Raw genomic sequence first — 21,883 nt, 5'->3', positions numbered from 1 at the left:
CGGCGTCCCGGCGCCGTCAGGGTCGCTCGCCTGAACATGACGGGCAACCGGGCGCTCATGGCCGTACGCGACACGGCGATCGCCCTTCTGCCCAAGCCGCACCCGCGCTGCCGCTCCGCTGCTTCGGCTCCAAAGCCGACCGGGGCCGCAGCGGCAGCCGTATGCTTCCGGCAGAACCCCGGCAGGCAAGCGCTAGGAGATCGCCCCGTGAAGGTCGGCTGCATCGGACTCGGCGACATCGCGCAGAAGGCCTACCTTCCGGTGGTCGGCGCTCTGGCCGGGGTCGAGCTGCATCTTCAGACCCGGACGCCCGCGACGCTCGACCGCGTCGGCGACGGCCTCCACCTCCCGGCCGACCACCGGCACACCACCCTGGACGCACTGCTCGCCGAGGGTCTGGACGCCGCCTTCGTGCACGCCCCCACCGCCGTGCACCCGGAGATCGTGACCCGCCTCCTGGAAGCGGGCGTGCCGACCTACGTCGACAAGCCGCTCGCCTACGAACTCGCCGACTCCGAGCGGCTGGTGACGCTCGCCGAGGAGCGCGAGGTCTCCCTTGCCGTCGGCTTCAACCGGCGCCACGCCCCCGGGTACGCGCAGTGCGCCGAGCACCCGCGCGAGCTGATCCTCCTGCAGAAGAACCGCATCGGGCTGCCGGAGGAACCGCGCTCGATGATCCTCGACGACTTCATCCACGTCGTGGACACACTGCGCTTCCTGGCGCCCGGCCCTGTCGACGACGTGACCGTGCACGCCCGCGTCGTGGACGGACTCCTGCACCACGTCGTGCTGACGCTGGCCGGCGACGGGTTCACCGCGCTGGGCGTGATGAACCGGCTCAGCGGTTCGGCGGAGGAGATCCTGGAGGTGTCCGGACAGGACACCAAGCGTCAGGTGGTCAACCTCGCCGAGGTGATCGACCACAAGGGCCAGCCGACCGTGCGGCGGCGCGGTGACTGGGTGCCCGTGGCACGGCAACGCGGCATCGAGCAGGCGGTGCTCGCCTTCCTCGACGCCGTACGCGCGGGCAAGGTGCTCAGCGCCCGGGACGCACTGGCGACTCACGAACTGTGCGAGCGGGTGGTACGTGCGGTTCAGGACCGGGCCGCCTGAGCCGGAAGGCTCGTACGCCTTCGCTCGCACACGACACGGCGAGGATCAGGAGGGCGCCGTGCACCGGCCAGTCGCCGTAGCGGACGTACGCGGTGGTGCCGTGCGCCAGCGGAATGTCGAACACCTCCGCGCTGCTGGAGCCCGTGCCGAGCCACGAGCCCAGGCGCTGTCCGCTCGCCCCGTACACGGCCGAGACCCCCGTCAGTGTTGCGTGCACCATGGGGCGGCCGGTCTCGGCGGCGCGCAGCGCGGCGAGCGAGGCGTGCTGCTCCGGGGCCCAGCTGTGCTGGAAACTGGAGGTCGACGACTGGGCTATGAGCACGTCGGCGCCGTCGTTTGCGAGATGGCGGCTCATGTCGGGGAACGCCGACTCGAAGCAGACCATCGGGCCGACGCGCAGCCCGTGCCCGACGTGCATCACGACCTGCTCCGTGCCGCGCTGGCGGTCCTCATCGGCCGCCTTGCCGACGGAGGTCGCCCAGCCGAGCGCCGAGCGGAAGGGCACGTACTCGCCGAACGGCACGAGCCGCATCTTGTCGTAGCGGTCGCCGGTCAGGCCGTCCGGGCCGACGAGCACCGAACTCTTGTATATGCCGGGCCTGTCGGAACGCCGGGCGTCCACGTTGACCAGGATGTCTGCCCCCGTCCCGCGTGACAGCGCCGCGATCCGCTTCGCGAGGTCGGGTCGGTCGCCGAGGTCGAAGCCGACGCTGCTCTCGCCCCAGACGACCAGGTCGACGTTCTGTCCGGCGAGTTGCCGGGTGAGCTGCTCCTCGCGGTCGAAGCGCTGGTCGGCGCTGTCCGTGCCGTCGACGACGCCGGGCTGTACGACGGCGATCCGCACCCGGCCGTCGACATCGGGGCGTGGGGACCACACCCAGGCCGCCGAGGTCGCGGCGGCGGTCGCGACGAGGCCCGCCACTGCCGGAACCCGCGACTCGCGGACGGACACCAGCACGGCGAAGGACACGTTGACGGCCACGACCAGGAAGCTGAGCAGCCACACCCCGCCGACCGACGCGAGCCGCAGTGCGGGCTGCACCTGCCACTGACTGGAGCCGAGGACGCCCCAGGGGCCGCCCAGCCCCTGCCAGGAGCGGACGAGCTCGACCGCCAGCCATGCCGACGGCAGCACGACGAGGGCGGCGACGACCCGCCCGGGCCCGGGTACCCCGCTCAGGAGGCGCCGCACGAGCCAGCCCCACGGGGCCCACAGTGCGCCCAGCAGCGCGGCGATGAGGAAGATGAACACATGGAGGCTCGGCAGCAGCCAGTGGTGCACGGCCACCAGGTAGCCGAACCCGCCGCACCAGCCGTCGTAGGCCGCCCGTTTCCCGGTGGGCGCGGCGCGGACCAGCACGATCCAGGGGATCAGGGCGACATAGGCGAACCACCACAGCGCCGGGGCGGGGAACGCGAACACGGGCAGGGCGCCCGCCAGTACGGCGATCACCGAGCGCCGCCACGGGGAGGCGAGCCACGGACCGAAGGTCTTCATACGGCACCTCCCTACCCAGTGGTGGCTCCAGTGTGCGTGCTTTCGATGACCGTGGACAGAGGGCCCCCGGTCAGTCGGCCGCGGAGGCGGCGTGCGGCTGGGGGAGGCGGCGCCATTTCTCCTGTACGACGACCTCGCTCAGCCGCCAGCCGTCGTGGGTCCGCAGCAGCGCGAAGGCGTAGCGGCCGCCGCACACGAAGTCGGGAGCGGCCGACTCCCCTCCGTCCGCCGCGAACCGCATCGGATTGATGTAATCCGCCCGCACGCGCGCGGTGTCGCCTGCGTCCTGATCCAGGATCCCGAACCGCACCCGGCGGTTGACGATCAGATGCTGTCGCATCGGGAACAGCAGCATGCTCTCGGCGAGCCAGGCGGCGACCTTGCCGGAGCTTCCCTCGATGCCACCGGCCGAGCGGTAGTCCACCCTCCCTCCGGGCGTGAACAGCCCTCGGTACGCCTCCCAGTCGCCGTCGTCCACGGCCGCCGCGTAGTCGGTGACCACCTCGTCGACAGCCAGCCGGTCCATCACGGTCGCGAGCTCCACACGCTGCGTCATCGGATCAGTGTTGGGCATGGCGAGTGCCGGGCCAAGGGGGTGCGCGGCATCAACCCGACTTCGCGTCAGCCCGACCTCGCCTCAACCCAACTTCCTTGCCCGCGCCCGCCGTTCGAAGCCCCCGCGCACGGACGCCGGGGCTGAGTCACGAACGGCTGAGGCGCGGACGGCTGAGTCACGAATGGTGAGTCACGAACGGTGGCGAGCGCTCAGCCGGCCGCACCCTGGAAGATCCGGTCCAGATGGTGGTGCAGCACCTCGGCGGCCGCCTCCGGGCTGCGCTGGCCGACGAGGACGCTCGTGCCGAGCCCCGCGGACATGGCGAGCAGGCTGACCGCCTCCAGCCGCGCGTCCGCACCGGGGTACAGGAGCCCCGCTTCGCCGGCCTGCCGCAGGAGCGAGGTCAGGGTCTGCTCGGCGGCATCGGGGTTTCTGATGAAGGGCTGGGCGGCAAGCGCCTCGTCCGTCACGGCCAGCACGGTGTACGAGGTGTAGAGGAAATGGAAGGTGCGGCTCTCCTCGTCGGCAGGCAACGCCGCCATCAGCAGCGCCTCCGCGACCGCGCGTGGGCCCGGCCTGTCCGCCGCCGCCGCGACCCGGGCCGCGACCCGCTCCCCGAACCTCTCCGCCAGCAGCTGAAGACCGAAGAGCAGCAGCTTCTCCTTGGTCTCGAAGTAGTACTGCACCAGCCGTAGCGACACATCCGCCTCGGCCGCCACGTCGCGCATCCCCGCGGCGTGCAGCCCGCGCCGCCCGGCGACCCGGATGAGCGCGTCCGCGATCTCGGTCCGTCGTTGTGCGTGATCCACACGCTTCGGCATGGTCCCTGCCTCGCCCTCGGTGCAACTGAGCAGCCCTGCAGCCGGGCCGCCTACGTCGACTGTCATGGTACATCCGTACCAAATAAATGGTACGGTCGTATCACGAACAGGTGATCGCTTCTGGAGGTGGCCATCCGTGCCCGAGACCACGACCCGAGACCGAGAGCGTGCCCGTCCCGATGTCGGGCGGTACGTGGACGACGAGCGGCGCGACCGCTACTTCGCCGCATGTGACGCCGTGTACGCCATGGGTGCGCAGGCGGTGGCCGAGACGGACGTGGAGACCGGCTTCGGCACCACACACGTCTACCGCTACGGCCCCACCGACCCGGCGGGCGAGTCCCGTACCCCGGTCGTCCTGCTGCACGGCGCCGGCAGCTGCTCAGCGATGTGGTACCCGAACACCGCCGCGCTCAGCGCCGAACGCCCCGTCTACGCGATCGACACCCCCGGCGACCCGGGCCGCAGCGTGCAGCGCGAGGCCATTCACCAGCCGGAACTTGCCGCGCAGTGGCTCGACGAGACGCTCGCCGGCCTCGGCCTCGACCGTGTCCACCTCGTCGGTTCCTCGTACGGCGGCTGGCTCGCCCTGAACCAGGCCCACCGCAGGCCCGAACGGCTCGCCTCGGTCACTCTGCTCGACCCCGGCGGCCTGGAGAAGGTCGGTCTGCGCTTCTTCGTCTGGATCTTCGTCAGCCTGTTCGCGACGTTCGCTCCGAAGGCGCTGCGCCCCCGACTGGCCCGTCTGCTGGAACAACCGGTCCTGATCGTGCCGGAGTTGCGGACGATGATCCGCCTGAGCGTCCGCGCCTACCGCATACGACGCCCGGCCCCACTCCCGCTCTCCGACGCCGAACTCTCCACCGTCCGCACCCCGCTCCACCTGATCCTCGGCAAACGAAGCCTTCTGGTGCACCCGCGGCGCCAGGTGGAGCGCGTACCGCGCCTCGTGCCCGGCGCCGGGGCCGAGATCATCTCGAACACGGGCCACGGACCGCAGATCGATCATGCGGACGAGGTCAATCGGCGGATGGTGGCCTTCATGGAGGGGATTGCCTGATGCCTGATGCCTGATGCCTGATGGCGGCCGGGCCTGGGGCTGGGGGCGTGGATTCCTTCATACGCGGGACGCATGCGAGGTGCCCCACGGCGAGCGTCGCGGGACCCTCGTCTTCAAGCCGTCTTCAAGCCGCCGTCAGGCCGCCTCGATGACGTCGTCCCGGATCGCGGCCGCCCACTCGACCACCAGGAGCTCGTACTCCGCGCGCTCCTGGGCCGACAGGGAGCCGCCAGCGCGCATCCACAGTGCACGGATCTGCTCGTTGACCTCGGCGGCAGAGCGCACGGAACCAGGCGATAAGGAATCCGGGGACATGCGCACAAGCCTAGGGGCAGGCACTGACACTGCGCTGCCGGACGGCTACCCAGGACCTATGTGATTGGTCACGGATTTTCGTGGCAACGCGCGTGCCCACAGCCGCTGTTCGGCCTGCGGCTGGGACCGGTCCGGGATCGGTCCCGTCGCCGCGGCCAGGTCGCTGCCCAGCGGCGTGAGCTGTCAGGTCGTCACGGAGGGCGGGCGGGTGGCGGTGGGTCAGCCCGCCGACTCCGCCGCGTGCGGGCTCAGCGCGCCCGCCGCGACCAGGACGATGATGACGATGCCGAGCGCGATGCGGTGCCAGACGAACGGCATACATCCAACGCCTCAACCAGGCCTTGTCCTCCGCGTTCGGCGGCGTGCCGGTGCGGCTGCTCATCGCCGGCACCGTGGAGGGGGCCAGCGGCTACCGCATGGCCGGCCCAGCGAAGCCGCTCTGACCCCAATGCCCTGAACCTGCTGCGCACGACCGCATCCCTGATAGGGGCGGCGCTGGGCAGTTGGCTGCCCAGGCCGGTAGCGGACAAGTTGGCGACGGGCGCTTTGCCGCGTCAGCATCCCCCCCGTCACGGGCTGGGGAGGAGCCCTCCGGGCCCCGGTGCGGGTCCATCGCTCATGTCCCCGGGGTGTACCAGCTGCCACCGACAACGCTTCTGAAGAGGCTCGACGATCCGCGATCACGGCTGAACTGGGCAGCGCCTCTGCCGGAACGGCGCTACGTCTGACTGGTGGTGAGACGTAGCAATCCGCCTCGGTTAGTTCTGGCCGACGACGTGTGATGAGTCGTTGGTGTGCTCGTGCAGCTCATCCAGCTCATCACGTTGATCATTGCGGGGAGACCATCGGTCACCGAGCCACCTGATGGTGCGTCAGCACTGCCAGGGCTCGCACCAACGCGGTCGCGTACCACGGATGGATTCGCCCCTCGGTCAGGAGAGAACTGGTTGCAGGGCGGTAGCCCCCGGAGCCGCTCTCCGATAACGTACCGACTAGACGGTACGAATGGGTATGCCTCACACACCGTCACGTGCTCGATGAACAGAAACGCTTCATCCGCCACAGGACGGCCACCCCCTCATGACGCAGAACACGGACCGCGACAGCCTGGCCCTCGCACGCCAGACCTGGAGAACCCTTGAGCCCTACCACGGGGCCGTCTACTTCTCGCCCGAATCCACAGGCCAGTACGCCGAGTTGGGCGTGGACGCCAGGACGGGGTACTTCGCGTCCCGCTCCGCCGCACTCGGCGACGCTCCGGCGGATCTGGTCATCGCCACGTTCTACAACTTCAATCCCCAACTGGTGCGCCGAGCCATCCCCGCGGCATGGGAGGCCGCCACGCCGCAGCAGTTCGCCGCCGCCCGGCTCGCCGGGATCGACGCCACGCTCCGCCGCGTCCTCGGCGCGGACATCTCCTCACCGGCGCTGGCCCGCGCAGCGGAACTGGCCCGTACCGCTGCTGAAGTAGCCGTGCGCCATCCGCAAGGCCGCCCCCTCTTCGCCGCGCACGCCGCACTGCCGTGGCCGAGCGCACCCCACCTCGTGCTCTGGCACGCGCAGACTCTGCTGCGGGAGTTCCGTGGCGACGGCCACGTGGCGGCACTACTGGCTGCCGGACTGAGCGGGCTCGAGGCTCTCGTCACGCACGCCGCCACAGGCGACATCGGCGCAGAGGTGCTGCGCGACTCGCGGGCATGGACGCCGGAGCAGTGGGGGCAGGCCGTACAGAACCTGCGTGAGCGCGGATGGCTCGACGATGGACCCCACCTGACCTTGACCGAGGACGGTACGCGGCGCAGGGCGGAGATCGAGCACACCACCGACAGACTGGCGGCCCTCCCTTACATCACGCTCGGCCCTTCCGCCTGCGCCGAACTTCGTTCACTAGTGAGGCCGTTCAGCCTTGCGGTGGCCAAGGAGCTCCTGCCCTGGGCAGTCGACCGCCTCAGCGAAGAGAGCGCATGAGAGAAGAGAGCGCATGAGAGAAGAGAGCGCATGAGAGAAGAGAGCGAGGTCGGGAATTCTCGGCAGCGGCCCATCTCGACGACCCTCGAACCAGCCGAGGTGCTTGCCCGGCAGCCAGTAGATGTCACAGCCTGGCACTCGAACATCCTGGCGTTCAACTCGGCCGCACCGGCGTGTGATTGTGTCGCCCACCGGTTCGGAGTCGCGGCCGATCGCCCGGCACGTGTTCGGCTGTATCCGTCGGACATGACGGACGCGGAGTGAGCCGTGGTGCGGCCGCTGTTGCCGGTGCCGGCCTGGATGCGGGGCCGGGGCGGGCAGCCCGAGGCGTATTGCTCCTCATCGCTGAGCTGAGCGAGCAGCACCGAGGCCGTCTCGCGGTCGTCGTCCGATTCCGGCCCGGCCCGGTCGCGATGACCTGGCCCGGCCAGAGGCGAGCACCTCGCGCAGCGACAACCGGAACCTGCGGCTCGGCCCGTCACGAACCAGCCCCGCCCCAGTTACCGGAAGACGGACAGGCGATGTTATTGTTGCCCCGCCAGTCGGTGGCCCGCTCGGCGTACGTGAACTGGTCAACGAAGTGGCCGCCGGTCGCGGCGGCGAGGGCGGCGGCGGCCTCGCGGACCGACGCCGGGTCGTCGACCAGGTGGCATCTGCCACCATGGAACTCGATCAGCCGCCGTTTCTCCCTGCTGGTCGTCGTCGGGATCACCGCGACGAACGGGACGCCGATCAGCGCGGCGAAGTACGCTTCGGACACGGCGGTCGAGCCGCTGGACGCCTCGATCACCGGGCGGTCGGGCCGCATGAGGCCGTTGCACAGCCCGTACAGGAAGAGGGAACGCGCCAGCCGGTGTTTGAGGCTGCCGGTGGGATGGGTTGACTCGTCCTTCAGGTAGAGGTCGACGTCCCAGGTCTCCGGCAATGGGAAGCGCAGCGGATGGGTGTCGGCGGACCGATTGGCGTCGGCCCGGACCTTGGACACCGCCTCGTGGAGCCAGTGGCGGTACGCCGGGTCCGACCGGTCCACGTCGATCGTCGGCGCCATGAGCGCGAGCGCGGAAGTCTCAGGCACAGTGCACCACCGTGGCCAGATCGCCGCGGCGGACCTCCAGCACGTGGCCCTCCGGGATGACGGACCAGATCGGCGGGTTCTGCGACCAGCCGGTGGAGGCGATGACCACCGCGTCGGCATCGGTGCGGTAGCTCAACGCGAAGTAGCCCTTCCCACGCCTTTGAATGACGTCGGAGCGCGGGTCGTGCGAGGTGTAGGCGTAGAGCGCGTCCGGCGTGAGCAGCAGGCAGTTGAGGCTGGCGAAACTCGTGGCCAGGGCCCGTACGTCCGCGGCGGCTGCCGCCATCGCCTTCGGGGGCTCCATGCCGTCGTTGATGTGCAGCCGGATCCCGAGGTAGAAGCGCTCGCTGTCGGTGTTGCCCTCGGCGGTGGTCAGCAGTTCGTCGCCGATCAACGGATCGAGGCAGTGGGCCGGGCTGAAGTCCCCGTTGTGCGCGAAGGCGATCCGGTGATCGCCGAAAGGGTGGGTGTTCTCCTGGACGACCGCGAACTGCGGGCTCGCCATCCGCAGGTGCAACAGAGCGGCGTCGGTGGTCAGTTCGCGGACCATACCCTCGAAGCGGTCACTCGTGTCGGCCCGCACGGGTTCCTTGACGGTCGCGATGGTGGCGTCCGGTGTGACGGACGCGATGCCCCAGCCGTCGCAGTGCTCGCCGGCCATGGCGAGGAACGGGAGGATGTCATCGGCGAGGGACTCTTTCAGCGGAACGGGCTCGCGGGCGACAACGCCCAGCAGTCGGCACATGGTGGGGCTCGTTTCTGTGTGGAGGGCTGGGAGAGCAGGCAGGCGGGGACCCAGGTGGAAGGCGCAGGCTGGGCTCGGCGGCATGACCGCTCGGGTACTCGGTGGCGCGGGCCGCGGTGGCGGCCACCGCGGGGACGCGTGGGTGCCCACTGGCACGGGTGGTGCCCCGGGGCTCCGGCCACGGCGCGTTCGGACGACGCCGCACGGCCTCGGCACACCGGCGACCGGCCGCCCGATCGGGTCCGCCCGCGCCGCGCGCCCCGCCCAGGTGCGCCTGCCGGTGGCCGGCCGAGGGGCTCCGGCGACCATTGGTGCGGGTCGCGCCGGCCCAGCGGGCCGGGGCCGGTGTGAGCCGCCGCCCCGGGACGCCGGTCGTCCGCGGGGCCGGTGGGCCGGGCTTTCAGGGCCCCGCCCGCTCAGCTTGGCTCGGTGCGGCGTCGCCCCGGTGCTCGCCCGACGCGCCGCTCCACCTGCCAGGCGGCACCTGCCAGGGCGCTGTTGAGTAGGACGTACACCAGCGCCACGACCAGATAGCCCTGGAGGACGGTGTGGTTGTACTCGCCCAGCACCTTCGCGGAGTTGAGCAGTTCGAGGAAGCTCACGACGTACCCGAGCGTGCTGTCCTTCAGCAGCCGCACCAACTGGCCGACCAGCGAGGGGGCCGTCTGGCGGACGGCCTGGGGCAGTACGACCAGACGCATGGCCTGCCAGTACCGCAGCCCGAGAGCGTACGCCGCCTCGGTCTGGCCACGGGGCAGCGCTCGTACTCCGGCGCGGGAGATCTCTGCAAAGACAGCCGCGTTGGTGAGGACGATCGGGCACACCAGCTGCCAGAACAGCGGCATCCGGACCCCGGTGCTCGGCAGGCCGAGCAGGAAGGCGTAGATCAGCAGCAGCAGCGGCACGGCCCGCATGACCTCGACGTACGCTGCGGCCGGCCATCGTACGAGACGGTTGAGGGACAGGCGGCCGAGCGCGAGCAGAGAGCCGAGCGGCAGCGCCAGGGCGGCGCTGACAAGGGTGACGCGGACGGTGGCCCACAGGCCGGTGAGGAGATAGCGGAGGACGGCGGGCTCGGCGAACAGCCGCCACTTCGCGGCGTCGAGCTGGCCGTGTGCGGCGAACTGGCGCCCGGCGGCCCACAGCAGGAGGACGAGAACGAGCAGGGACAGGGCGGTGGCGGCCCTGATCCGGGCCCGGCCCCGGGGACCGGGCGGGTCGAAGAGCGAGCCGCCGGCATCCGCGCGGGCGACCAGCCGGGCTGCCCACGAGCGGAGAGCCGGCCGGGCCGGTGGCCCGGGCGGGGCGCTGTTCCCCGTGGTCGCCTTCTCCGCGGCCGTGCCCCCCGTGGGGACGCTCTCCGTCCGGTCCATCGCGTCCGGCCCAGTGCCGTCCGCGCCGGGCTCCTGGCCGACCACGGCGGTACGGGCTTCGGCGGTGCGCCTCGTCGTACTCATCGCAGCACCACCAGCCGACGCTCTAGCCCGCCCGCCAGGCGGCCGATGACGAGGGTCAGGGTCACATAGCACAGCGCGGCGGCGCCGAAGGTGACCAGCGGCTGGGCATACTGCTGGTCGAGCAGTTGGGTCTGCCCGGTCAGCTCCTGGGTGACGCCGACGGCCGCCGCCAGCGAGGAGTTGAGGGTCACCGCGATCAGCAGCGACGCCAGCGGCTGGATCACGGACCGGGCCGCCTGCGGGAGTACGACCAGCCGCAGGGTCTGCCCGAAGGTGAGGCCGAGGGCACGGCCCGCCTCGATCTGGCCGACCGGCACCGCCCGTACACCCGACCTGATGACCTCGCAGAAGAACGCGGCCCAGTACAGGCTCATCGCCGTCACCGCGGTCCAGAACAGCGAGTAGACCAGGCCGATCTCCGGCAGCCCGAACACGAACAGCGTCAGCAGGACCAGTAGCGGGACGCTACGCAGCGTGGAGACGTACGCCCAGCCGAACACCCGCAGCGGGACCACCGGGCCGATCCGGCAGCAGGCCAGCAGCAGGCCGAGCACACCCGCGATGGCGAAGGTGCTGCAGCTCAGTTCGACCGAGGCCAGCAGCCCGTCGCCGAACACGCCGAGGTGGGAGGTGATGACGCCCATGGCGACTCAGCCGACGGCCGGCGGCGTCGGGGCGGGGCCCGGCACCTCGGTACCCACGGTGGCCTGCCACACCTTGGTCCAGGTGCCGTCGGCCTCGATCTTCTTCAGCCAGTTGTTGACGAAGACCTTGAAGTCGGGCTTGTCCAGCGGCAGTCCGATGCCGTATGGCTCCTTGCTGAAAGTGCCGGCCAGTACCTTGACGTCCGGGTTCGTCGAGGCGTTGCCGGCCAGCAGGCCCTGGTCGAGGACGTACGCGTCGGCGCGACCCTGCTGGAGGGCCTGCAGGCACTCGGTGTTGGTGTCGAACAACTGGACCTTGGCAGAGGGCGCGGCGTTCTTGATGACCGTGGCAGCGGTGGAGCCGGACTCGGTGACCACGGTCTTGCCCGCGAGGTCCTTCAGGGAGCTGATTCCGGTCTCGGTCTTCTTGACCTGGATGGCGAGGCCGTCCTCGTAGTACGGGCCTGCGAAGGCGACGACCTTCTCGCGCTCGGGAGTGATGGTGTAGGTGGCGAAGACGGCGTCCACGGAGTGGTTCTTGAGCAGCGCCTCGCGGGTGGCGGCGGTAACGTTGACCAGCTTCGTCGAGTCCTTGCCGACGATGTACTTGGCGAGCAGCCGGGACATGGCCGAGTCGAAACCGTCGACCTTGCCGGTGGTGGGGTTGAGCAGGGAGAACAGAGCGGCGGTCTGAGTGCCGCCTACGGTGAGGACGCCCGCGGCCTTGATCTTGGCAGCGGTGGAGCCGTTCGGCCGCAGCGAGACGGCGGCGGGCTGTTCGGCGGCCACCAACTGGTCGATGGGCGTGGTGCCGGAAGCAGCCGCGCCGGAGGTCTGGGCGGCGGGGGCGCCGGGCACGGCGGCGGAGCCGGACGAGCCGCCGGAGCAGCCGGCCAGGGCGAGGGACGTGACGGTGGCGAGGCATGCGAGGGTGGCGGCCCGGCCGCGCGGGCCGTTGGAGCCGGTTCTGGTACGGGGCATGGCTTCTCCTGGGCAAGAAGGATGACGCTCGGGCATAGAAATCGGAGAATTGCAGGGTGATATCAGTGACGACCAAGTGATGGCCAGTGACGGTCAGTGATGCAGGATCTTCGACAGGAAGTCGGCAGCACGCTCGGTCTGCGGGGACGCGAAGAAGTCGGCCGGGGTGGCGATTTCCACAATCCGGCCGCTGTCCATGAAGACCACGCGATCGGCGGCCTGCCGGGCGAAGGCCATCTCGTGGGTGACGACGACCATGGTCATGCCCTCGGCCGCCAACTCGACCAGAACGTCCAGCACTTCCTGGATCATCTCCGGATCGAGCGCCGAAGTGGGCTCGTCGAAGAGCAGCACCTTCGGGTCCATGGCCAGCGCCCGGGCGATCGCCACGCGCTGCTGCTGGCCGCCGGACAGCTGCGCCGGATAGGCGTCTGCCTTGTCGGCGAGCCCCACTCGGGCCAGCAGTCGGCGTCCGCGGTCCTCGGCCTCCGCACGGGACAGGCCGCGCACCCTGACTGGTCCCAGGACGATGTTCCGCAGGACGGTCAGGTGCGCGAAGAGGTTGAAGGACTGGAAGACCATGCCCGCGTCGGCGCGCAGCCGGGCGAGTGCGCGGCCCTCGGTCGGCAGCGGCACGCCGTCGATCGTGATCGTACCCGAACTGATGGTCTCGAGCCGGTTAATGCACCGGCACAGCGTTGACTTACCGGAACCTGACGGGCCGATGACCACGACGACCTCTCCGGCCGCGATGTCCATACTGACATCGTGGAGTACCGGGGTGTCGCCGAAATGCTTGTTGACGCCGGCTATGCGCACCAGCGGCGGCCGAGATTCACCGGAATGGGGACGCGAGCCCAAGCCGGGCTCGGCGAATGTACGCACGTCGACTCCTGTGAAGTGGGAGATCCGAGGTAATCCGTGGTGCGCTTCCCATTGGATCCAACGCCGGAGTGTGATGTCCAACGAAGATACTTTCGCCGACCCATTAAGATCCTTTATACTCCGAGGATGTTGGACATACGCCAGCTGGAGGTTTTGGCGGAGATGGCCCGCACCGGTTCCTACACAGCCGCCGCGGCGTCGCTCGGCTACACCCAGCCCGCAGTCAGCTACCAGATGCGACGGCTGCAGCAGTCGGTGGGCGCCCCGCTGGTGACCCGGGCCGGCCGAGGTCTGCGGCTGACCCAGACCGGGGAGGCCCTGGTACGGCACGCGGACACCATCTTCTCGGTACTCCGGGCCGCCGACCAGGACATCGCCGCCCTGGTCGCCCGCGGCGGGGGCCTGGTCCGTCTGGTGTCCTTCCAAAGCGGCTGCGTCGCCCTCCTGCCCGAGGTCGTCAGGAGGCTGCGGCAGCACCAGCCTGACGTACACATCACCGTCATCCAGGCCGAGCCGGTCGAGGCGCGCAGCCTGATCAGGTCAGGTGAGGCCGACCTCGGTCTGCTGTGCAACTGGGCCAACGAGGAAGTTCCCGAGGGCGAGTCGGTGATGCTGCGGGTGCCGCTGATGACCGACCGCCGCTGCGTCGTCATGCGCCACGACCACCCTCTGGCCGACCGACCCGCCATCGGCCTGGCGGAACTCGCCGATCACGACTGGGTGATGGAGTCCTTCCGGGACCGTTTCGAGGCGGCCTGCACGAATTTGGGCTTCCAGCCACGGATCAGCGCCACCATCGACGACACGCACACCATCCAGGCTCTCGTCGCCGCCGGCCTCGGCATCAGCATGATGAGCGAGGTGGCGCTCCGCGGCCACCTCCATCCGCAACTGGTCCACCGCCCCCTGAGCGACTGGCCACTGCGCCATACGTACGCCCTGCTCTGGCCCGACATGGCGGGCGTCCCGGCGGTCGCCGGCGTCCTGCGAGAGATCCGCCGCGCGGCCCGGCTCGCCCAGAACGACCTCTCGGACGCGTGGCTGCAGAAGGGCTGAAGCTCGTCGCCGATCAGACAAGAAGGCGGACGAAGCAACCGCGAGGAACAGGATGTGCGACGTCGCTCCGGCCAGACCGGCCGGGTCACGGGGCTCGGCCGGTTTCCTCCCGGCGTTTCGCCGTCAAGTAGATGGCTTTCCTCTGGGCCGTGACCCGTGGATGTACTGGTCGGCCCAGGCGCTGATGATGTGGGCGGCTCGCTGCGCTTGTCCTCGTGCGGTCAGGAGATGGTCTGCTCCTTCGAGCGCGACGAAGCTTTTCGGGTGTCGTGCCGGGCGCCATCGAGCAGGGCTCCCTCGCATGGATCGTCGCAGTCGGGCTCGCCCCGTCCCCGAAACAGCGCCAGGACCTGGCCGACACCAACGCGGCGGTCTTCTGCGGCTACATCCTCCCCAACGGCCTGCCCGAACGCCTTCAGTGGTTCGCCAACTGGTTCTACTGGTTCTGGGCGGTTGATGCCCACTCCGACGAAGGCCCAGCCAGCAGGCGCACCGCGGACTACGTCCGCCTGGCCGCCCCCCTCGCCCGCCTGATCGCCAGACCCCACCAGGCTCCCCAGCCGACCCCTCTGCTGGAGGCCGCCCGCCAGTGCGCCCTCGCCTTCGCCGAATACGGCACGCCGACCCAGTTCCGGCGCTGGTACGAGGAACAGCACAGCTGGCTGCTCGAAGTGATGCACCAGGTGGCCCTCTCCGAACAAGGCCGCATGCCGGACATCGACGAGTACCTCATGCACCGGCTGCCGGGCAGCGCCGCAGCCGTCGGCCTGGCCGCGGTGGAAATGGTCACCGGGCATTCGCTACCCGCCGGCCTGATCGACACACCACGGATCCGCGCGATGAGCGAGATGGCGGGATTCATCGTCTCCATCGACAACGACCTGCTCTCCTACCCACTGGAACAGCGCACCCCGGGCAACGACCAGAACATCATCAACGTGCTCACCCACCACGGTGATGCGGTGGGTCACCAGCAGCATCGCCCGGTCACGGGCGAGATCCCGTAGCCGCTGGAAGATCCGGGACTCGGCTCGGGGATCGAGGTTCGCGGTCGGCTCGTCGAGTACCAGGAGTCCGGCAGGACGGAAGAACGCCCTGGCCAGAGCGATTCGCTGCCATTGACCACCGCTGAGCTCTTCGCCGTTGAGCCACTCGCGGGCCAGGAGCGTGTCCAGGCCGGTGCCGAGTTCGTCGACGACCTCGTCGGCTCCGGCGGCCTCGCACGCCTCCCGTACCGCCGCGTCGCCGCGGGCCGTGGGCTGCCCCAGGTCCACGTTCTCGCGCACCGTCAACGGCCAGTGCGCGTAGTCCTATGGCACCAGGGCCACGTGCTGCCACAGGGCCTGCGGATCGGCCTCGCTGATAGGCACCCCGTCCCACAGCACCTGCCCGATCGGCGTGGGCAGAAGCAGCCCGCAGATCAGCTTGGACAAGGTCGACTTCCCCGAGCCGTTGAAACCGACGAGGGCGGTGACCTCGCCGCGGCGTACGGTGAGCGAGACATCGGACAGGGCGTCGTGGTCCTTGCCCGCGTAGCGGTGGGTGACCGACGGGCGGCGAGCGCCTGGTCCAGGTGCTCGGCGGTTCGCAGGTAACGGGAGACGTATTCGGAGTGGGGCGAGTAGAGGTGTAGGCCGAAGTCGTTGGTCACGCCGGCCGCCTTGGGCGTCGGCGGGAGCGAGCGCAGCAGGATGTCGAGTGCATCAGGACCGGTGACCGGAAGGTGGGCATGCAGGCCTTCGCTGGTGCGGGCGATCCGGGCGCTCAGTTCCAGCCGGGGAAGGTCGGCCATCACCGACGTCACGAAGCTGTCGGCGTCGAACTCGGGGCAGACCGCGTGGACTTCGCGGCCGATGCGGGCGATGCGCTCGGCGTTGAGGGCGGTCTCTTTCAGGGGAACCTTCACGGTCATGGGCAAACCCTAGGGCCGGCTACGGGGGGCATCCCTCGTTCTCGCCGTGGGCCAGTCAGCGGAGAGAACGCGAGGTCTTCGGCTATCGGATCGCGGCGCGGTACAGCAGCCGGTGGTGGTGGGAGCTGTCGCACGGCGAAGCGGTGTGCAAGGTGGCCTGGTTGTCCCAGATGACGAGGTCGTCCTGCTGCCACTGGTGAGCGTGGAGGTACGGGGGACTGGTCGTGTGCTCAAGGAGCTCGGCGATCAGGCGGGTGCTGTCGCCCGGGTCCATGCCGACGATGCCGCTGATGACCATGCTGCCGAGCAGCAGCGAGCGGGCCCCGGTGGCCGGATGCGTCAGGACGAGCGGGTGCTCGACGTCGGGCATGGCCGTGAGGCTGCCGGCCGCGATGGACGACTGCCCGCCGCTGGCCTGATTCTGCAGGTCACCGAGATGCCGGATCGAGTGCACGGCGCGTAGCCCCTCGATCCGCTGCTTGAGCTCGGCGTGCAGGTCCGCGTACGCACGGGTGCCGTCGGCGAACCGGGTCTGGCCGCCGGCCTGGGGGGTGATGACGGAGTACAGGAGGGTCGCCCGGGTCAGGTTCGGCTTGAAGCTGCCGTCGGCGTGCCACTCCTCTTCGTCGTCCCCGTCGTAGATGCCCACATGGGTGCCGTCCTCGACGATGTTGCTGATCGTGGTGATCCCGGGGAAGCCCGGGACGGCGTAGGTGCGGTCGACGTCGGTGTCCACCGTGCCGAACAGCGCGGCGGCCGCGAGAAGGTCGGCGTGGTTGAGGTGCTGGCCCGGGAAGATCAGCAGCCGGTGCCGGTGCAGGGCATCCGTCAGCTCCGCCGAGGAGACCCGGGCGGCAGTGGAGGCGAGGTCGACGCCGATCTCGGCGCCGAATCCATGGGCGAGCGGGCGGAGTGGAAGAGGCATCCGGGGTCCCTTCGGACGGTCACGATGGTGAGGGTCGGAACAGGGGGGACTGCTGGAAGCGGCTGATGTCCTTCACCCCGGACGCGGCCATGCACAGCCGCTCGATGCCGATGCCCAGTCCGACGCTGGCGGCCGGCACCCGGCCCGCGTCGACGGCCTCGCGGGCAAGGCGCTGCTCGTCGTCGTAGAGGTCAACTTCCTTGGCGCGCCGAGTGAACGCGGCTCCGTCGGGCTCGTCCTCGTAGCCGTGGACGACCTCGATGCCGTCGACGATGAGCTCGAACCGGTTGAGCTGGGCAACCGTGCCGGGCGTGAGGCGGGCGCACGGCTCGTCGCCGCCGAGCGGGTAGTCGACGAGGAACACGGTCGCGCCCGCGCCCTGCGTCTCCAGCTCGCGCTCGATGAACGTGCCGAGGGCGACCTTGAACGGCGTGTCGGCGCTCAGCCCGAGGCGGGAGGCCATCTTCAGCGGCAGATCCCCGGTCGGCTCGCGCCGCAGGTCGATGGCGAAGACGTCGCGGATGTAGTCGGCGAGGGAGATCTTCACCGGCTCGAACGGAAGGTGCGGCGCGACCAACTGCTCGGCCAGGTCCAGCAGGAAGGCGAAGTCCTCGTCCGAGGCGTACAGGTCGAGCATGGAGAACTCGCACCCGTGCAGGTCGTCCGGCCTCTCGGGCCTGAAGCAGGGGCCGATCTCGAAGATCCTCGGATGGAACTCCAGGTTCATCCTCAGCGCAGGCCCGATCATCGCCCGCAGGTAGCGGCCGCCGTCCAGGTCGACCGGTGCACGCCGCCCCGGCCCCAGATCGGCCCGGCGGGCGACCGGGGTGTGCAGCTCCAGAAACCCCTCGGCGCGCAGGGTGTCGCGCAGGCCGAAGAGCAGTTGCGACTTGAGGGCGATCGGGTCGTCAGGCACGCGGCACTCCGTGAGTAGGAGGAATACGAGGAGCAGGGGGCGCGATGACGCGAGTCAGGGCCGGTCGCTCGGCGACGCCGGCAGCGGCACGCTAGTCGGCCGCCGGACCGAGCAGAACCCCACCGGAGCACGGCCAACAGGCCCAAGACCAGTCCAGGTTGAGCGTCCGGTGCCTGGCGGGTGTTGCATGGCCAGGTCACCGCCGTCGGGCGTGCCACACCTGTGCGACACCCTCCTGCGCGCGGTGCAACGGGCACGCGACCGGTGCAACGTCTCAACTCGTTGCCGAGGCCGCGCACCGCTCCTAGCTTGATGTCCCGGCGCCCGGTCAACACCGCGGTCACCTTGGCCGTTTCTGGCGAAGGACGCGGTCCGTACCCGCGGGCCGGCCAGCTCCGCCAGCTCTCATGTGTGGGCGCAACCACGACCGAACGCCGTGCGTGCGGGATGCCCCGGGAACCTCCCGCGGCCCTCCGCGCGCTTGATTCCCTCCCGATCGTCTCGAATCCAGGGCGAGCTGTGCCCGAAGGAGGAGCCATGAACACTGGTCTGAAGGTCGGTGTCCGTCCCGACGCGAGCGTCCTCAAGGCCGGTGTCCGTCCCGACGCGCTCTCCCTGAAGTCCGGCCAGCGCCCGGACGCGGCGGTCTGACCGGCCCCATTACCGGCCGCCTCTTGGTGATCAATGGCCCGCGCGGGCGCTCCTGACGGTGCATCCGCCCGGCGCACGGCACCAGTAGGAGCCGGCGGGGAGGTCGACGTCGCCCCGTGGCGGCGCCGACCTCCCCGCACCACGACACCCACCCAACTTTCGGAGCAGCCAGGAGGTATCGGATGAGTAGCCGAGCGGTGCGCACGCCGGAGCTGTCGGCCTCACCGGGCCGTACGCGGCACTCGGGTGCCCGACCCCTGCGGACCGCAATCCCGGCAAGCCCTGGCGGCCCGGCACCTCTACGGTGATCTCCCGGATGGCCTCCACCGCATCGATGCGGGAGTCATCGCGGCCCGCTGCGCGGCCTTGACCTCCTCGGCCGAGACCTCCGAGGGGTGCATGACCCACTTCGCCGCGATACTCGCGGCCCGCGCCACCAGCCGCTCCTCCGGCGGAAGCGCCCAGCCGGGCCCTTCCAGAAGAGGCGCAGCAAAGTATGAACGGCGTCCCTGTGGTGTCCCGGTCGTGTCTCCTGGGAGGCGCCACCTGTCAGATCGCCGGTGCCTGCGACGGTGTTGTAGATGGTCCAGCTGGTGCCGATTTTGATCGGGGCGCCGAGGCTGGCGGTGGTGCCGGTGCCGGGCGGTTCAGTACGAACAGGCAATGGGGAAGTCCCCTAAGTGCACTTAAGTGCAGCATCGCATGCGTGTACCCGGTGGCCCTCGTACCATGAGGCGTCCAGAGATGGCATCGGTGTGACCAATGCAGGGTGCCGTCACGTTGGTTGGCAGGGTGAGATGATCTTCAGGTTGAGGGCATGGTGAGGGGGATCCTCAGTGGAGGGCACGTCGCTGTCGTACAAGGAGACCGGTACCCGGTCGAGGTGATCTCGCCTGTTTGCGGCGGTACTTCCGCTTCCCCGCTGTCCTGCCACGAGGTCGAGGAGCTGATGCTCCAGTGGGGCGTCATCATTTCCTGCGAGACCGTCCTGCGGTGATGCCGCAAGTTGGGTCAGGGCTATGCCGACGGGCTGCGCCGCAGGCGTCCTGGCTTGGTGACAAGTGGGATTCGGACGAGGTGTTCATCAGGATCAACAGGAAGCTGAAATACCTGTGGCGGGCCGTCGACCAGGAGGACAACGTCCTGGACATCCTCGTGCAGGCCCGCCGGGACAAGGCCGCGGCCAGACGGTTCTTCCCCAGGCTCGTGGAAAAGACACGTGCGGTGCCGCCCATCCCGAAGGCGTGCCCTCGGTGGAGCACCGATCCCACAAGGGGCCGAACAACCGGGCGGCGAACTCCCACCAGCCCACGAGGCGGCGCGAATGCGCGATGAAGGGCTTGCGAGCGTCTGCGGAGCGCAACGTTTCCTGTCCGCGCTCAGCGGCAACCCACCCCACTTCGGGGCCCGTCGGCACCTGATGACCACACTCGACCACCGTGCCGAGAGGACCCGTTCGCTTCGCCATCTGGGACCAGGCCGCAGATGCTGTCAGCCGACACACCACGGCTTGAACACAGGCTCGGAACCGGGCCGCCATACCCGATTACCCGACACACCTCAGACCGCCACGTACCCGACTACGTGACAGTGCCCGTCACCGCATTGCCCTTCAGACCGCCGGCCGGGCACAGCAAGGGCAGGAACCGAGAACGGCAATCGCTCTCCCCGAACGGGTGGAGAGCCAGTCAGGAGGGAGCAACGTGAGTTGCCCGCACGCCGAAGAATGCCCCCTTTTCCCGCTGCTTAGGGCGAGCTTGCGAGGTTGGCGTGAATACTACTGCGACAGCGCAGATCGATGGCTCGGCTGTGCGCGCTACAGGATGTCACTCACCGGCGAGCGCGTGCCGATCAGCCTGCTGCCCAACGGAGCCCGCGCGAGACACCTCGAAAGCCCGGCCAAGACGGACCGATCCGGCGCCCGGCAGCCCCCGCCGACACGGCCCGCTCCGGGGGCACCGCAGACCGCGTCGTGGCCCCAGCCGGCCCCGGCCCGGACACATGAGCAGTCACAGCCAGCGCCTGGAATCGCGACACCACGGGCCACGGCCCAGTTCGAGGAGCCGGCAGATGTCTGGCATCACCAGCCGTCACCGCCCCCGCAGGCTGCCCGCCCCTCGGACGGCCTCGCTCGACACACACGGAAAGCGCCCAGCTCGAAGCGCGGCTGGTGGACTCGCTTCGCCGACTGGATGAGAGGACCCGCATGAGTACCTACTGGCCTTGGTGGGCGGGCGCTGTCGGGCTCGCTCTGGTCACCATCAACCACACGCTCGTCGGTGACCGGTCTCTCGGGGTGTCGGGAGCGTGGGATCGCGTGCTGCACTGGCGTCGCGAACGCCGGCTGGAGCGGATGGACGAGGAGTTCACCGACGATGGGGCTCTCGCCGAGGCGCTTGCCGCGGCCACAGCGGAGCACTTCGGCACCGGCACCGGCGCGTCCACCGTGCCGCAGCAGATTCCGTACGGGAACTCGCAGCCACTCGAAGCAGAGGCCGAATCGGCAGTGAGTGAGCGCCCGGCAGCCACGAGCCTGCGCCCGGCCCCGCTGGTCACTGAGGCCGCCCTGCTGATGTCGATCTTCCTCGGGGGGCTCATCGCCGCGGTCACCTCCGGGCGGTTCCACCTCCGCTACGATATGGGCCCGGCTTTTCGGAACCTGGTCACCGCGGACTCGACCACCATGATCGTTGTGCTGTTCGTGGGAGGTGTGCTGGTCGGCTTCGGCACTCGGCTGGCCGGTGGGTGCAGCTCCGGCCACGGACTCAGCGGCTGCGGCCGGCTGCGCCCGGTCAGCATCGTCGCGACCGCCGTGTTCTTCGGCACCGCCGTCGCGGTGTCGTTCCTCCTGTGGAAGGTGATCTGATGCGCACCCGGGGCGCGATTCTGCTGGCCAACATCATCACCGGACTGGCCTTGGGTTACACCGTCACCAACATCGGCTTCGGAGACTACGCCGAGTTGAACCGCATGTTCACGTTCCAGGACCTGCGCATGTTCCTCTCCTTCGCGGGTGCTGTGGTGATCATCGTGTGCGCGTTCGCTCTGCTGCGGGTCCGCCGCACCCCGGGGCGCATCCACGCCGGCGTGATCCCCGGCGCTGTGTTGTTCGGTACGGGCTGGGCGATCTCAGGCGGGTGCCCGGCCATCCCGATCATCCAGGTCGCCAGCGGATACCTGCCCGCCCTGATCACCATCGTCGGCGTCATCGTCGGTATCCGGTTGTGCCGCTGGGCCAACGCCCGGTACTTCCACCTCGACCGCGGCTCCTGCGGGCTGTGACCGAGCACCCCTACGAACACGAG

Annotated in this window: 18 protein-coding genes and 4 pseudogenes; 8 read left to right on the top strand and 14 right to left on the bottom strand. The window is 69.7% G+C overall.

Annotated features, from left to right (window positions below):
* Positions 1–207: 207 nt before the first annotated feature.
* Positions 208–1,113 (top strand): Gfo/Idh/MocA family protein, encoded by a 906-nt coding sequence (locus ACYUED_RS06830; RefSeq protein ID WP_491291399.1) that lies wholly within the window; start codon positions 208–210, stop codon positions 1,111–1,113.
* Here ACYUED_RS06830 and lnt read toward each other — a convergent pair.
* The 3 genes from lnt to ACYUED_RS06815 all read right to left on the bottom strand — a co-directional run bounded on the left by lnt (position 1,037) and on the right by ACYUED_RS06815 (position 3,988).
* Positions 1,037–2,611: an apolipoprotein N-acyltransferase gene (gene lnt, locus ACYUED_RS06825; RefSeq protein WP_491291398.1), complete on the bottom strand. Its 1,575-nt coding sequence runs from the start codon at positions 2,609–2,611 to the stop codon at positions 1,037–1,039. The two genes, ACYUED_RS06830 and lnt, sit on opposite strands and share 77 nt — an antisense overlap.
* Positions 2,612–2,681: 70 nt before the next feature.
* Entirely contained in the window at positions 2,682–3,167 is a 486-nt protein-coding gene (locus ACYUED_RS06820; RefSeq protein WP_491291397.1) for a nuclear transport factor 2 family protein, read from the bottom strand.
* Positions 3,168–3,376: 209 nt separating this feature from the next.
* The gene (locus tag ACYUED_RS06815) at positions 3,377–3,988 is read right to left on the bottom strand and encodes a TetR/AcrR family transcriptional regulator (RefSeq protein ID WP_491294166.1); all 612 of its coding nucleotides are present in this window, start codon (positions 3,986–3,988) and stop codon (positions 3,377–3,379) included.
* Between the two features lie 136 nt (positions 3,989–4,124).
* Between ACYUED_RS06815 and ACYUED_RS06810 the strand changes: the two genes are divergently transcribed.
* Entirely contained in the window at positions 4,125–5,048 is a 924-nt protein-coding gene (locus tag ACYUED_RS06810) for an alpha/beta fold hydrolase (protein ID WP_491291396.1), read from the top strand.
* A gap of 135 nt (positions 5,049–5,183) precedes the next feature.
* Here the strand turns inward: ACYUED_RS06810 and ACYUED_RS06805 are convergent, their stop codons facing one another.
* A complete protein-coding gene (locus tag ACYUED_RS06805; RefSeq protein WP_491291395.1) occupies positions 5,184–5,363 on the bottom strand; it encodes a hypothetical protein in 180 nt (59 codons plus the stop codon).
* A gap of 219 nt (positions 5,364–5,582) precedes the next feature.
* A pseudogene (locus ACYUED_RS06800) lies at positions 5,583–5,681 on the bottom strand (undecaprenyl-diphosphatase); the annotation flags it as partial.
* Positions 5,682–6,443: 762 nt separating this feature from the next.
* Between ACYUED_RS06800 and ACYUED_RS06795 the strand changes: the two are divergent.
* Positions 6,444–7,331 (top strand): SCO6745 family protein, encoded by an 888-nt coding sequence (locus ACYUED_RS06795; protein WP_491291394.1) that lies wholly within the window; start codon positions 6,444–6,446, stop codon positions 7,329–7,331.
* A gap of 517 nt (positions 7,332–7,848) precedes the next feature.
* Here ACYUED_RS06795 and ACYUED_RS06790 read toward each other — a convergent pair.
* From ACYUED_RS06790 to ACYUED_RS06765, 6 genes and pseudogenes are all read right to left on the bottom strand, one after another.
* Positions 7,849–8,379 (bottom strand): annotated as a pseudogene (locus ACYUED_RS06790) (pyridoxal-phosphate dependent enzyme); the annotation flags it as partial.
* Between the two features lie 19 nt (positions 8,380–8,398).
* Positions 8,399–9,151, bottom strand: a complete 753-nt coding sequence (locus tag ACYUED_RS06785) for a class II glutamine amidotransferase (RefSeq protein ID WP_491291393.1) — start codon at positions 9,149–9,151, stop codon at positions 8,399–8,401.
* 416 nt (positions 9,152–9,567) lie between these two features.
* A complete protein-coding gene (locus ACYUED_RS06780; RefSeq protein WP_491291392.1) occupies positions 9,568–10,608 on the bottom strand; it encodes an amino acid ABC transporter permease in 1,041 nt (346 codons plus the stop codon).
* Positions 10,605–11,252, bottom strand: coding sequence for an amino acid ABC transporter permease (locus ACYUED_RS06775; protein WP_491291391.1), 648 nt, complete (start codon positions 11,250–11,252; stop codon positions 10,605–10,607). Before ACYUED_RS06775 ends, ACYUED_RS06780 begins: the two co-directional genes overlap by 4 nt.
* Before the next feature lie 6 nt (positions 11,253–11,258).
* Positions 11,259–12,233 (bottom strand): glutamate ABC transporter substrate-binding protein, encoded by a 975-nt coding sequence (locus ACYUED_RS06770; protein WP_491291390.1) that lies wholly within the window; start codon positions 12,231–12,233, stop codon positions 11,259–11,261.
* A 93-nt stretch (positions 12,234–12,326) separates the two neighbouring features.
* The gene (locus ACYUED_RS06765) at positions 12,327–13,094 is read right to left on the bottom strand and encodes an amino acid ABC transporter ATP-binding protein (protein ID WP_491294164.1); all 768 of its coding nucleotides are present in this window, start codon (positions 13,092–13,094) and stop codon (positions 12,327–12,329) included.
* 150 nt (positions 13,095–13,244) lie between these two features.
* Here ACYUED_RS06765 and ACYUED_RS06760 point away from each other — a divergent pair, with 150 nt between their 5' ends.
* Positions 13,245–14,174 carry a LysR family transcriptional regulator gene (locus tag ACYUED_RS06760; RefSeq protein WP_491291389.1) on the top strand — a complete coding sequence of 310 codons (930 nt, stop codon included), beginning with the start codon at positions 13,245–13,247 and terminating at the stop codon, positions 14,172–14,174.
* 215 nt (positions 14,175–14,389) lie between these two features.
* Complete coding sequence (locus ACYUED_RS06755; RefSeq protein WP_491291388.1) at positions 14,390–15,181, top strand: terpene synthase family protein; 792 nt, start codon at positions 14,390–14,392, stop codon at positions 15,179–15,181.
* Here the strand turns inward: ACYUED_RS06755 and ACYUED_RS06750 are convergent.
* The 3 genes and pseudogenes from ACYUED_RS06750 to ACYUED_RS06740 all read right to left on the bottom strand — a co-directional run.
* Positions 15,071–15,724 (bottom strand): annotated as a pseudogene (locus ACYUED_RS06750) (ATP-binding cassette domain-containing protein); the annotation flags it as partial. The gene ACYUED_RS06755 and the pseudogene ACYUED_RS06750 sit on opposite strands and share 111 nt — an antisense overlap.
* 444 nt (positions 15,725–16,168) lie before the next feature.
* The gene (locus ACYUED_RS06745; RefSeq protein ID WP_491291387.1) at positions 16,169–17,011 is read right to left on the bottom strand and encodes a TauD/TfdA dioxygenase family protein; all 843 of its coding nucleotides are present in this window, start codon (positions 17,009–17,011) and stop codon (positions 16,169–16,171) included.
* A gap of 19 nt (positions 17,012–17,030) precedes the next feature.
* On the bottom strand, positions 17,031–17,927 hold the full coding sequence (locus ACYUED_RS06740) for an amino acid--tRNA ligase-related protein (RefSeq protein ID WP_491291386.1): 897 nt from the start codon (positions 17,925–17,927) through the stop codon (positions 17,031–17,033).
* Positions 17,928–19,395: 1,468 nt separating this feature from the next.
* On the opposite strand from ACYUED_RS06740, the pseudogene ACYUED_RS06735 reads away from it, so the two are divergent.
* The 3 genes and pseudogenes from ACYUED_RS06735 (at position 19,396) to ACYUED_RS06725 (ending at position 21,860) form a co-directional block, all read left to right on the top strand.
* Positions 19,396–20,092, top strand: a pseudogene (locus ACYUED_RS06735) (IS6 family transposase).
* Between the two features lie 692 nt (positions 20,093–20,784).
* Positions 20,785–21,444 carry a YeeE/YedE family protein gene (locus ACYUED_RS06730; protein WP_491291385.1) on the top strand — a complete coding sequence of 220 codons (660 nt, stop codon included), beginning with the start codon at positions 20,785–20,787 and terminating at the stop codon, positions 21,442–21,444.
* Entirely contained in the window at positions 21,444–21,860 is a 417-nt protein-coding gene (locus tag ACYUED_RS06725; protein ID WP_361319534.1) for a YeeE/YedE thiosulfate transporter family protein, read from the top strand. Before ACYUED_RS06730 ends, ACYUED_RS06725 begins: the two co-directional genes overlap by 1 nt.
* Positions 21,861–21,883: the final 23 nt, after the last annotated feature.

This window comes from Streptomyces sp. DF42 (genome assembly GCF_058267695.1).
This window is presented reverse-complemented; position numbering and strand designations above follow the sequence as displayed.

Bases quoted from the DNA above. Each gene is read 5' to 3' on its own strand.
- ACYUED_RS06815 (WP_491294166.1), bottom strand. From the start codon at position 3,988: ATGCCGAAGCGTGTGGATCACGCACAACGACGGACCGAGATCGCGGAC.
- ACYUED_RS06760 (WP_491291389.1), top strand. From the start codon at position 13,245: ATGTTGGACATACGCCAGCTGGAGGTTTTGGCGGAGATGGCCCGCACC.
- ACYUED_RS06745 (WP_491291387.1), bottom strand. From the start codon at position 17,011: ATGCCTCTTCCACTCCGCCCGCTCGCCCATGGATTCGGCGCCGAGATC.
- ACYUED_RS06770 (WP_491291390.1), bottom strand. From the start codon at position 12,233: ATGCCCCGTACCAGAACCGGCTCCAACGGCCCGCGCGGCCGGGCCGCC.
- ACYUED_RS06785 (WP_491291393.1), bottom strand. From the start codon at position 9,151: ATGTGCCGACTGCTGGGCGTTGTCGCCCGCGAGCCCGTTCCGCTGAAA.
- ACYUED_RS06805 (WP_491291395.1), bottom strand. From the start codon at position 5,363: ATGTCCCCGGATTCCTTATCGCCTGGTTCCGTGCGCTCTGCCGCCGAG.
- lnt (WP_491291398.1), bottom strand. From the start codon at position 2,611: ATGAAGACCTTCGGTCCGTGGCTCGCCTCCCCGTGGCGGCGCTCGGTG.
- ACYUED_RS06820 (WP_491291397.1), bottom strand. From the start codon at position 3,167: ATGACGCAGCGTGTGGAGCTCGCGACCGTGATGGACCGGCTGGCTGTC.
- ACYUED_RS06775 (WP_491291391.1), bottom strand. From the start codon at position 11,252: ATGGGCGTCATCACCTCCCACCTCGGCGTGTTCGGCGACGGGCTGCTG.
- ACYUED_RS06795 (WP_491291394.1), top strand. From the start codon at position 6,444: ATGACGCAGAACACGGACCGCGACAGCCTGGCCCTCGCACGCCAGACC.
- ACYUED_RS06730 (WP_491291385.1), top strand. From the start codon at position 20,785: ATGAGTACCTACTGGCCTTGGTGGGCGGGCGCTGTCGGGCTCGCTCTG.
- ACYUED_RS06725 (WP_361319534.1), top strand. From the start codon at position 21,444: ATGCGCACCCGGGGCGCGATTCTGCTGGCCAACATCATCACCGGACTG.
- ACYUED_RS06780 (WP_491291392.1), bottom strand. From the start codon at position 10,608: ATGAGTACGACGAGGCGCACCGCCGAAGCCCGTACCGCCGTGGTCGGC.